6 protein-coding genes, 1 tRNA gene and 1 pseudogene are annotated in these 10806 nt (G+C 41.7%); all 8 read left to right on the top strand.

All coding sequences use genetic code 11. From position 1 onward, the window contains the following. Window positions 1-94 precede the first annotated feature (94 nt). The 8 genes and pseudogenes from QZ379_RS03020 to QZ379_RS02985 all read left to right on the top strand — a co-directional run bounded on the left by QZ379_RS03020 (window position 95) and on the right by QZ379_RS02985 (window position 10706). Window positions 95-1651 carry a peptide MFS transporter gene (locus QZ379_RS03020; protein ID WP_291558227.1) on the top strand — a complete coding sequence of 519 codons (1557 nt, stop codon included), beginning with the start codon at window positions 95-97 and terminating at the stop codon, window positions 1649-1651. 108 nt (window positions 1652-1759) lie between these two features. Continuing rightward, window positions 1760-4396: a DNA gyrase/topoisomerase IV subunit A gene (locus QZ379_RS03015; protein ID WP_291558224.1), complete on the top strand. Its 2637-nt coding sequence runs from the start codon at window positions 1760-1762 to the stop codon at window positions 4394-4396. Window positions 4397-4402: 6 nt separating this feature from the next. Next, window positions 4403-5251 carry a DUF3316 domain-containing protein gene (locus QZ379_RS03010; protein WP_291558222.1) on the top strand — a complete coding sequence of 283 codons (849 nt, stop codon included), beginning with the start codon at window positions 4403-4405 and terminating at the stop codon, window positions 5249-5251. Window positions 5252-5269: 18 nt separating this feature from the next. Beyond that, window positions 5270-6301 carry a S41 family peptidase gene (locus tag QZ379_RS03005; protein ID WP_291558221.1) on the top strand — a complete coding sequence of 344 codons (1032 nt, stop codon included), beginning with the start codon at window positions 5270-5272 and terminating at the stop codon, window positions 6299-6301. Window positions 6302-6365: 64 nt separating this feature from the next. Further along, window positions 6366-6447, top strand: a tRNA-Leu gene (locus QZ379_RS03000). 146 nt (window positions 6448-6593) lie between these two features. Continuing rightward, window positions 6594-7393, top strand: a pseudogene (locus QZ379_RS02995) (UDP-2,3-diacylglucosamine diphosphatase). Beyond that, window positions 7390-8508: a glycosyltransferase family protein gene (locus tag QZ379_RS02990; RefSeq protein ID WP_291558219.1), complete on the top strand. Its 1119-nt coding sequence runs from the start codon at window positions 7390-7392 to the stop codon at window positions 8506-8508. The pseudogene QZ379_RS02995 and the gene QZ379_RS02990 overlap by 4 nt, the downstream one beginning before the upstream one ends. Before the next feature lie 113 nt (window positions 8509-8621). Then, window positions 8622-10706: an RNA degradosome polyphosphate kinase gene (locus tag QZ379_RS02985; protein ID WP_291558217.1), complete on the top strand. Its 2085-nt coding sequence runs from the start codon at window positions 8622-8624 to the stop codon at window positions 10704-10706. Window positions 10707-10806: the final 100 nt, after the last annotated feature.

Here is a 10806-nt window from a genome sequence, read left to right as displayed (position 1 = left end):
CTTTATTTATATATGTACTGTATTGTGTGTTATCTGTTTTTTCCGTACTTTTGCATAAAAATTTAATCATTAATCATTTAAATCTTCATTATTTATGTTTAACAAACATCCTAAAGGGCTGATACCTGCCGCACTTTCAAACATGGGCGAACGCTTTGGATATTACATCATGAATGCTGTGCTGGTGTTGTTCCTTTGTTCAAAATTCGGTATAAGTGAGGAGAAAAGTACACTTATCTATTCATTCTTTTATGCAGGTATATATCTGTTGAGTCTTGTCGGTGGTCTGATAGCAGACAGAAAGCAGAATTATAAAGGTACAATCATGGCCGGTCTTGTGGTTATGGCCATCGGTTATATTGCATTGTCTGTTCCTATTACTGCCAATGCCGGCAACACTTCATGGTTGCTTACACTTACCTGTATCGCATTGTTCTTTATCGCTTTCGGTAACGGTCTTTTCAAAGGAAATCTTCAGGCTATTGTAGGTCAGATGTATGATGACCTCGAAGCTGAGGCTGCAAAAAAAAGCGAAAAGGAATTGATAGAAGCCAAAAGCAAGAGAGATTCAGGATTCCAGATATTCTATGTGTTTATCAATATCGGTGGACTTATAGCTCCATTCGTGGCTCCTTTGTTGAGAAGCTGGTGGCTCAGTGCGCACAATATGGATTACAATGCAAGCCTTCCGGCTTTGTGTCATGAATATATTTCAAAAGGTGCTGAAGGAATGTCAGCCGAAGCAATGGGTAACCTCAATAAACTGATGACACAGTGTGTAGGCGAAACAGCCGATATGGCTGCATCATGTGCGCAGTATCTGCAGATATTCAACGAAGGTATCCACTATTCATTTGTGGCTTCTGTAGCTGCAATGCTTATTTCTCTGGTAATCTTCTTTGCCACTAAGCGTCAGTTCCCAAATCCGGGAAAGAAAGAAGCTGCAACTGCTGTTACTTATACAGCTGAAGAAAAAGCTACTATGGCTAAGGAAATCAAACAGCGTCTTTACGCATTGTTCGCGGTGCTTGGCGTTGTTATCTTCTTCTGGTTCTCGTTCCATCAGAACGGTACTTCGCTGTCGCTTTTTGCAAGAGACTTCGTTGATACATCGACTATAGCTCCTGAAATATGGCAGGCTGTAAATCCTTTCTTCGTGATTACACTTACACCGATTATCATGATGATTTTCGGTTTACTTTCAAGAAGAGGAAAAGAAATCTCTACACCACGTAAGATTGCCATCGGTATGCTTATTGCAGGTCTGGCTTATCTCTTCCTTGCTGCATATTCACTCGTTATGGGCTATCCTTCTGCAGCGGAATACAGAGATCTTCCTATCGACCAGCAGGTGAAGGCAGGAGCATGGGTGTTGATAGTTCTTTACTTCCTTCTGACTGTAGCTGAACTTTTCATTTCTCCGCTTGGATTGTCGTTCGTATCGAAAGTGGCTCCAAAACACCTTTTGGGACTTTGCCAGGGTTTGTGGCTTGGTGCTACAGCTGTAGGTAACCTTCTGTTGTGGATTGGCCCTCTTATGTACAATGCTATTCCTATCGGATATTGCTGGGCTATCTTTATGATAGTATGTATCATCTCAATGGGAGTGATGCTGTTCATGGTGAAATGGCTTGAAAAAGTTGCCAAATAACAGAATTATAATAAAATAGACTAATAAGAGGATATATCTTTTCGTGGTATATCCTCTTTTTTTCTTAAATTTGCAAAGACTGTTTTATTCTTGATTAATATACTAAAAATGAGCGAAGATACATTTGATAAAGAGAACGATTTACAGGAAGGTGAAGGCCATTCTGATTATAAACCGGCAGATACCTCAAATGATGCGGTAAGACATCAGCTGAGCGGTATGTATCAGAACTGGTTTCTTGATTATGCATCGTATGTAATACTTGAAAGAGCCGTACCGCATATCAATGACGGACTGAAGCCTGTGCAAAGACGAATACTGCACTCCATGAAGCGTCTGGACGACGGAAGGTACAACAAGGTGGCAAACATAGTAGGTCATACCATGCAGTTCCATCCTCACGGCGATGCCTCAATAGGTGATGCTTTGGTTCAGTTGGGACAGAAGGAACTTCTCATAGACTGTCAGGGAAACTGGGGTAATATCCTTACAGGCGATAGTGCGGCTGCTCCGCGTTATATCGAGGCCCGTTTATCAAAATTTGCTTTGGATGTGGTTTTCAATCCGAAAACTACTCAGTGGCAGTCGTCCTACGACGGACGAAACAGAGAACCTATAACTCTGCCGGTCAAGTTCCCTTTGCTGTTGGCTCAGGGGGTAGAAGGTATTGCCGTAGGTCTGTCGTCAAAGATTCTTCCACATAACTTCAACGAACTTTGCGATGCTTCCATAGCGTATCTCAAAGGCGAACCGTTCCAGCTTTATCCGGACTTCCAGACAGGAGGCTCGATAGATGTATCGAGATATAATGACGGTGAGCGCGGAGGAGTGGTGCGCGTGAGAGCAAAGATATCCAAACTCGATAATAAGACACTGTGTATCAGTGAAATTCCATACGGAAAGACTACATCTTCGCTTATAGACTCTATCCTTAAGGCTGTTGAGAAAGGTAAAATCAAGGTCAAGAAGGTGGAAGACAATACAGCCGGTAAGGTTGAGATTCTTGTGCATCTTGCTCCGGGTGTTTCGTCGGACAAGACACTCGATGCGCTGTATGCATTTACAGATTGTGAGGTTAATATCTCGCCAAACTGCTGTGTGATAGACAATAAGAAACCTCATTTTCTGTCTGTGAGTGATGTGCTTAAGAAATCTACAGACAATACATTGGACCTGCTCCGTCAGGAACTGAATATCGAACGCGAGGAAAAACTTGAAGCTCTGCATTTTGCTTCATTGGAGAAAATATTCATCGAAGAGCGTATATACAAGGATGCCAAGTTTGAACAGGCGGAAAATATGGATGCGGCGTGCGAACATATTGACGACCGTCTGACTCCGTTCTATCCTCAGATGGTGCGCGAAGTAACCAAGGAGGATATTCTGAAACTGATGGAGATTAAGATGGCGCGTATCCTGAAGTTCAACAAGGATAAGGCTGATGAACTGATAGCACGTCTGAAAGGTGAGATAGAGGAAATAGACAATCATCTTGCGCACATCACTGATTATACCATTAACTGGTACGAGGGCTTGAAAGCCAAGTATGGCAAGAACTTCGAGCGTAAGACCGAAATCAGAAACTTCGACGTCATTGTTGCAACCAAGGTGGCAGAGGCAAACGAAAAGCTTTATATCAACCGCGAGGAAGGTTTCATAGGAACAGGACTGAAGAAGGATGAATTTGTTTGCAACTGTTCGGATATAGACGATGTGATAATATTCTATAAGGACGGTAAGTACAAGATAGTGAGAATCAGCGACAAACTGTTTGTGGGTAAGAATATCCTGTATGTGAATATTTTCAAGAAGAATGACAAGCGTACTATATATAATGTGATATATCGCGACGGTAAGGATGGAGCGTACTTCATAAAGCGCTTCAACGTCACTTCGATGATACGCGACCGCGAGTATGATGTCACCCAGGGCAATCCGGGTTCTAAGATAATGTATTTCACTGCCAATCCTAACGGTGAGGCCGAAGTGGTGAAGGTGGCTCTCAGACCGAACCCGAGAATAAAGAAACTGATTCTGGAGCGTGACTTCAGTGAGATTTCCATCAAGGGCCGTCAGTCGATGGGTAATCTGCTTACCCGTCTTGAGGTACACAAAATCAGCCTGAAACATCGCGGCGGTTCTACTTTGGGAGGTAGAAAAGTATGGTTCGACTATGACGTACTCAGATTGAACTATGACGGACGCGGAGAATATCTCGGAGAGTTCCATAGCGAGGACAGCATATTGGTGGTGCACAAGAACGGTGAATTCTATACATCAGACTTTGACTTGAACAACCATTACGATTCTGATATAATGATTCTCGAGAAGTACGACCCGGAAAAGGTATGGACTGCAGTACTCTATGATGCCGACCAGCAGAACTATCCGTATCTTAAGAGATTCTGTTTTGAGCAGAGTACCAAGCGTCAGAACTTCCTTGGCGAGAACAAACAGAATGAACTGTTGCTTCTTACTTCGGAAACATATCCAAGGATAAACGTAGTGTTCGGCGGGCATGACAGCTTCAGAGAACCGATGATAGTAGATGCCGGCGAGTTCGTAGGTGTCAAGAGCTTTAAGGCCAAAGGAAAAAGACTTACTACATTTGCCATCGACAAGATAGAGGAACTGGAGCCGATAGTCAGAGAGGAGCCTGAGGTACAGACTGAGGAAGTGGACGAAGCGGTGAACGACTCGGAAGAAATGGTGAACGAAGACGACGGTCAGATGAAGTTATTCTAAGATATTATGGGTAGATTATATATATCAGTCTTGCTAATACTGTTGGTATCTTGTGTCGGAATATCGGCGCAGGATACTTTGTCGCATGAAAAATATCTTGTACGTTCCGCTATGGTCGGTATAGGAAAGACCAATGTGTACGATACATATCTTTCTCCTTTGGAGTACAAAGGCCCGGAACTCAGGTTCATGTATGAGAGCATGCGTATGACAAGGTTGATGGGAGGACGTGTGTCTGCACAGCGTATTGTGCAGGTTAACTGTTCATCTACAGATAATATCTCCAAGTCCTCAACCTCTTATTCAGGAATGTTCAACTGGACTTATGCCCTGCATTATCAGTATAATGTGAACGGGAATCTGAAGATTCTGTTTGGACCGATGATTGACCTTAATGGCGGATTTATTTACAATACACGCAATTCCAACAATCCGGCTCAGGCAAAGGTTTACGGCAATATTGATGCGTCGGCAATGGCTATATATAAGTTCAGGATAGTAAGATATCCTATGGTTGTGAGATACCAGGCTAATCTGCCTTTTATGGGGGTTATGTTCTCCCCTGAATACGGACAGTCATATTATGAGATATTCTCTTTGGGACACGGTGGCCGAAACGTGCTGTTTACGTCTTTTCATAACGCGCCGTCACTGCGCCAGATGCTGACACTTGACTTTCCTGTTGGCAAGACTATAATACGTGCCGGTTATCTGTGTGACATCCAGCAGGCCAAGGTCAATAATCTGAAGAGTCATTTCTACTCACATAATTTCATGATAGGCTTTGTCAGAAACTTTCACATGATAAGAGGAAAGAACAGGATAAGTCTTCCGTCTAAAGTTACTCCATTTTGATTAAAAAAAGTTATCGGTATGAAACTAAGGAACAATTCTTTATTTGCAATATTGTTTTGTGTCATAATGTCAGCGGTTTCGGCATCGTGCATCAGAGAGGATGTATCAGGAAATACCCCTCAGGCGAATTTTGAATCTTTGTGGAGAATAATAGACGAGCAATATTGTTTTCTTGATTATAAGAAAGAAGTGTACGGACTGGATTGGGATGAAGTGTATTCCAGATATTCCAAACGTATAACTCCGAATATGTCGAGCTATAACCTTTTCGAGGTGCTGTCAGAAATGGTGAACGAACTGCGCGACGGGCATGTTAATCTGAGCAGCGGATATGGCAGTTCGCAGTATAGGGAATGGTTTGATGCATATCCGCGTAATTTCAGCGACAGTATTCAGAGCAACTACTTAGGCAAGGATTATGTCATAACTTCCGGATTGACATATCAGATATTGGAGAATAATATAGGCTATGTGTATTGTTCGAGCTTCTCGGATGGTATAGGGGATGGAAATCTCGATTATATGCTTAAAGAGATGGAGCTTTGCGACGGACTGATAATAGATGTCAGAAACAACGGAGGTGGAAACCTGACTACTGCACAGAAACTCGCTGCAAGGTTTACCAACGAGAAGATACTCGTGGGATATATGTCGCACAAAATGGGGCCAGGACATAATGAGTTCTCAATACCCGAACCGGTCTATATCGAGCCGTCAAATGGCGTACGCTGGCAGAAGAAAGCTGTGGTATTGTCAAACAGACGTTCGTACAGTTCTACCAACGATTTTGTGAACTGTATGAAAAGTATGCCATTGGTTACAATAATGGGCGACAAGACCGGCGGAGGTTCCGGTCTGCCTTTCTCGTCAGAAATTCCTAACGGATGGTTGATAAGGTTTTCTGCCGCACCTATGTATGATGCTGAAATGAATCAGATAGAGTTTGGCATTGAACCGGATGTTCGTGTAGACATGTCGGAAGCTGATATATTGCGTGGAAAAGATACAATAATAGAAGAAGCATGTGTTTTGCTGAAAAAAAATCAGTGAAATGTTTGCAGGAATAAAAAAAATGCGTACCTTTGCATCGCAAATGAGAAATAAAGCTTCTCACGCGCCTGTGGCGTAATTGGTAGCCGCGCCAGACTTAGGATCTGGTGTCGTGAGACGTGTAGGTTCGAGTCCTATCAGGCGCACGAAAAGGAAGATATAAATAGCTGAGTAATTCGGAAATTTATATCTTCCTTTTTTATTTCCAGAAATGTATTACCTTATTAACCTAAAGTACACGTCTTTGTAATATCGATTCCGTTATTTTGCATCGTACAAAAATGAAAGAGAAATGGAATTAAGACCACATTACAGAACAATCGTTTTATCGGATATTCATTTGGGAACAACTCATTCTAAGGTGGATGAGGTAAGTGATTTCCTTAGTACAGTGGATTGTGACCGCCTTATTCTTAACGGCGATATCATAGACGGATGGCATTTGCAGAAATCGGGTGTAAGGAAGTGGAAACCTCAGCACACCCGTTTTTTAAGATTATAATGAAGATGATGGAAAAATGTGGTACTGAGGTTATTTATGTTCGTGGCAATCATGATGATTTCCTTGATAATCTTGTACCATTGCAGTTTTCCAACATCAGTATTGTGAAAGATTATATATTGGAAAGCAACGGACGCCATTATTTCGTTACCCACGGCGATGTATTCGATAAGGTTACAACCGAGATGAAATGGTTGGCAAAGTTGGGTGATGTGGGCTATACCTTATTGCTTTGGATGAACGGTATGTACAATAGGTATAGAGCCAAACACGGCAAACCTTATTATTCGTTGTCGCAGGCAATAAAACATAAAGTAAAATCTGCAGTTTCTTACATTTCCGATTTTGAAAAGGTTCTTGTAGATTTCGCCCGAAAACGTGAGTGTGACGGTGTGATTTGCGGACATATACATCATCCTGAAAACAGGATGGTAGACGGTATTCACTATCTTAACTCCGGCGACTGGGTTGAAACTCTTTCCGCACTTACGGAAGATGAAAACGGAGAATGGGAAGTGGTGAACTATTCTGAAGTGACAAATCAATTGAGCAAAACTGCAAAACTTACACTTTTATCTGCTGCATCATGAAATTTTTGTTTATTGTACAGGGGGAAGGTCGCGGACACCTTACCCAAGCTATAACTTTGGAAAATGTGCTGCTCAGGAGCGGACACGAAGTGGTGGAAATATTGGTTGGAAAAAGTGAGTCAAGAAGACTCCCGGGATTTTTTACACGTAGTGTACATGCACCGGTAAAACAGTTCGTAAGTCCTAATTTTCTGCCTACACCTGCAAACAAACGTGTCAATATCACTCGTAGTGTATTGTATAATATAGCTAAAGTGCCAGAGTATTTGAGAAGCATGCACTATATCAATGAGCGTATTATTAAAACCGGTGCAGATATGGTTATCAATTTTTATGAACTGCTGACCGGTTTGACATATTTCTTATATCGTCCGGCAGTTCCTCAGGTATGCATAGGTCATCAGTATCTTTTTCTGCATAAGGATTTCGAAATGCCTGAAAAGCATAAATTCGGAATGAAACTACTCAATATGTTTACACGTCTGACTGCTTTGGGGGCAAAAGAATATCTGGCTCTTTCGTTCCGCAGTATGAAAGATGACAAAAGTAAAAGAATAAAAGTTGTACCTCCATTACTTAGGCGTGATGTTTTCCGTCAGGAAGTCACAAATGGCGATTATATACATGGATATATGGTAAATTCGGGTTTCTCAGAGTGCATAATGCGATGGCATAAAGAACATCCTGAAACTCCATTACGCTTTTTCTGGGATCGATGGGAGGAAACGCCCGTTAAGAAAATAGACGAAACACTGTCCTTCTATCAGTTGGATGATGTGGAGTTTCTGCGCCAGATGTCCGGCTGCAAGGCATATGCAAGTACTGCCGGTTTTGAGTCAGTATGCGAAGCAATGTATTTAGGCAAACCATTGATGATGGTTCCGGCTCATATAGAGCAGGAATGCAATGCTTACGATGCCATGAAAAGTTCTGCCGGTATAGTGGATGATGATTTTGACCTTGCCAAACTGCTGAAATTTGCAGAAACATATAAGCCTGATACAAGATTTAGAGAATGGGTTAACTCAGCTGAGTACATGATAGTCAATGAACTTGAAAGCTTGGCTTCCACAGCATTTATGCATAACATGTATATGGTGGAAGAGTACATTTAATGAGGCTTAAGCATTTTGTACTATCTCATGTTATATTGTATTGATTTTTTTTGTAAATTGCAATAACATTGTAACAAGTATTACTTTCCTTTACAGAAAATTTAGTAGTTATTATGGCAATTAAGAAGAAAGAAAACCCATATCTTGAAAGAGATATCAGCTGGATGTATTTTAACAGGCGTATTTTGCAGGAGGCAACGCGCCAACATGTTCCTTTGCTCGAAAGGATGGCATTTCTTGGAATCTATTCCAACAATCTTGATGAATTCTTCCGTGTTCGTATGGCTTCACAGAACCGTATTGCCGAATGTGAGGACAAGTCTGCCGCCAAAGATAGGGAGAAGGCCAAGAAGATAATCAAGAAAATCACGAAGCTAAATTCGGAGTATGCCAAGGAGTACGAACAGGCTGTAGAAAGTGTTATCTCTGATTTGGAAAAAGAAAACATATTCTTGGTTGATAATGATAATGTCACTCCTGAACAGTTGGACTACATACGTTCGTATTATAAAGAGAAACTGAACGGTTTTATTGTTCCTGTATGGTTCTCTGCTGTAAAGACTCTTGATTCTGAAACTGACGAGAATATTTACTTAGCTGTAAAACTTCAGAAAAACCAGAATTCAAAAAATATAACAGATTATGCGTTTCTGGAACTTCCGATAGGATTATGCGGACGCTTTGTCCGTCTTCCGGATAATGACGGCAAGAGCTACATGATGTATCTTGATGATGTGGTCAGATGTTGTCTTCCTATAGTTTTCGAAGGACTGGAATATACAAAATACGAAGCATATGCCTTCAAGTTTACACGTGACGCTGAAATGGAAATCGATAATGACCTGAGAACAGGTACGTTGCAGAAGATTTCGAAAGGTGTAAAGAGCCGTAAGCGTGGTGAACCTCTCCGTGTTATTTACGACGGTGATATGCCAAAAGACCTGATGAAACGTGTTCTCAACAAGCTGGATGTCGATTCATGGGATACTATCCTTTCCGGCGGCCGTTATCAGAATCATAAGGACCTGATGAAATTCCCTGATTGCGGAAGGAAGAATCTGAAATATCCGGCATGGACTCCTATTATGAAAAAGGAACTTGACGGTCCGGAAAGTCTTTTGTCTAAGATTCAGGAGAAGGACAGATTCATTCATGTTCCTTATCATAACTTTGACTCGTTCATCAGAGTGCTTCAGGAAGCTGCCGTAAGCAAGAGGGTTAACAGTATCAAGATTACTCTGTACCGTCTTGCCAAGGAATCTAAGGTGGTAAAAGCCCTTATCGGTGCAGCACGAAACGGAAAGAAGGTTACCGTAGTAATCGAGTTGCTTGCCCGTTTCGATGAGGCTTCAAATATAAGCTGGTCAAAGAAAATGCAGGATGCAGGTATCAAGGTCATATTCGGAGTTGAAGGTCTGAAGGTACACTCCAAGATTACACACATCGGTATGAAGACCGGTCCGGATATCGCTTGCGTAAGTACAGGTAACTTCCACGAAGGTAATGCCCGTATGTACACGGACTGTGTATTGATGACTGCTTCAAGAAGACTTGTAAACGATGTTGATGCGGTATTCGACTTTATCGAACGTCCTTACACACCGATTAAGTTTAAAGAGTTGCTTGTTTCACCAAATGAGATGAAGAACAAGTTCATAACTCTTATCAATAATGAAATTAAGAACCGCAAGGCTGGAAAACCTGCATATATCAAGATTAAGATAAACCATATCACAGACCCGGTAATGGTTGAAAAGCTTTATGAGGCATCTCAGGCCGGAGTGGATATTGATTTGGTAGTACGAGGAAACTGTTCTCTGGTACCGGGAATACCGGGAGTGAGCAGCAATATCAGAATTACAGGTATTATTGACCGCTATCTGGAACACTCACGTATCTTTATATTTGCAGCAGGAGGAGAGGAAAAGATTTTCATGGGTTCTGCCGACTGGATGCCGCGAAATCTTGACAACCGTGTAGAGGTAATTACTCCGGTTTACGACCCGGCCATAAAAGGTGAATTGAAACGTATTGTAGAATATGGACTTAAAGATACGCTTCAGGGACGTATAGTCGACGGATTTGGTGATAACAAGTTTGTTTCTCTCGAAGAAGATGAAACACCATTCCGCTCTCAGGAAGCTCTCTACAATAGCTATCTTGCTGAAAACTGTGAAGTCAACGAAGTTAACGAATAGATATTATAGCTTGATTTTTCACAACGTTGCTTGTCGCTTGCCCACAAGGGTATAGTGGCAAGCAATTATTCGCATTTATAAACTAACTGTTAAATTATAA

It is taken from the genome of Bacteroides sp. (assembly GCF_019417265.1).
Lineage (GTDB): Bacteria > Bacteroidota > Bacteroidia > Bacteroidales > Bacteroidaceae > Phocaeicola.
Note: the sequence above shows the minus strand (reverse complement) of the source record. Positions and strands in the feature narration are given on the sequence as shown.

Bases quoted from the DNA above. Each gene is read 5' to 3' on its own strand.
- QZ379_RS03020 (WP_291558227.1), top strand. From the start codon at position 95: ATGTTTAACAAACATCCTAAAGGGCTGATACCTGCCGCACTTTCAAAC.
- QZ379_RS03015 (WP_291558224.1), top strand. From the start codon at position 1,760: ATGAGCGAAGATACATTTGATAAAGAGAACGATTTACAGGAAGGTGAA.
- QZ379_RS03010 (WP_291558222.1), top strand. From the start codon at position 4,403: ATGGGTAGATTATATATATCAGTCTTGCTAATACTGTTGGTATCTTGT.
- QZ379_RS03005 (WP_291558221.1), top strand. From the start codon at position 5,270: ATGAAACTAAGGAACAATTCTTTATTTGCAATATTGTTTTGTGTCATA.
- QZ379_RS02990 (WP_291558219.1), top strand. From the start codon at position 7,390: ATGAAATTTTTGTTTATTGTACAGGGGGAAGGTCGCGGACACCTTACC.
- QZ379_RS02985 (WP_291558217.1), top strand. From the start codon at position 8,622: ATGGCAATTAAGAAGAAAGAAAACCCATATCTTGAAAGAGATATCAGC.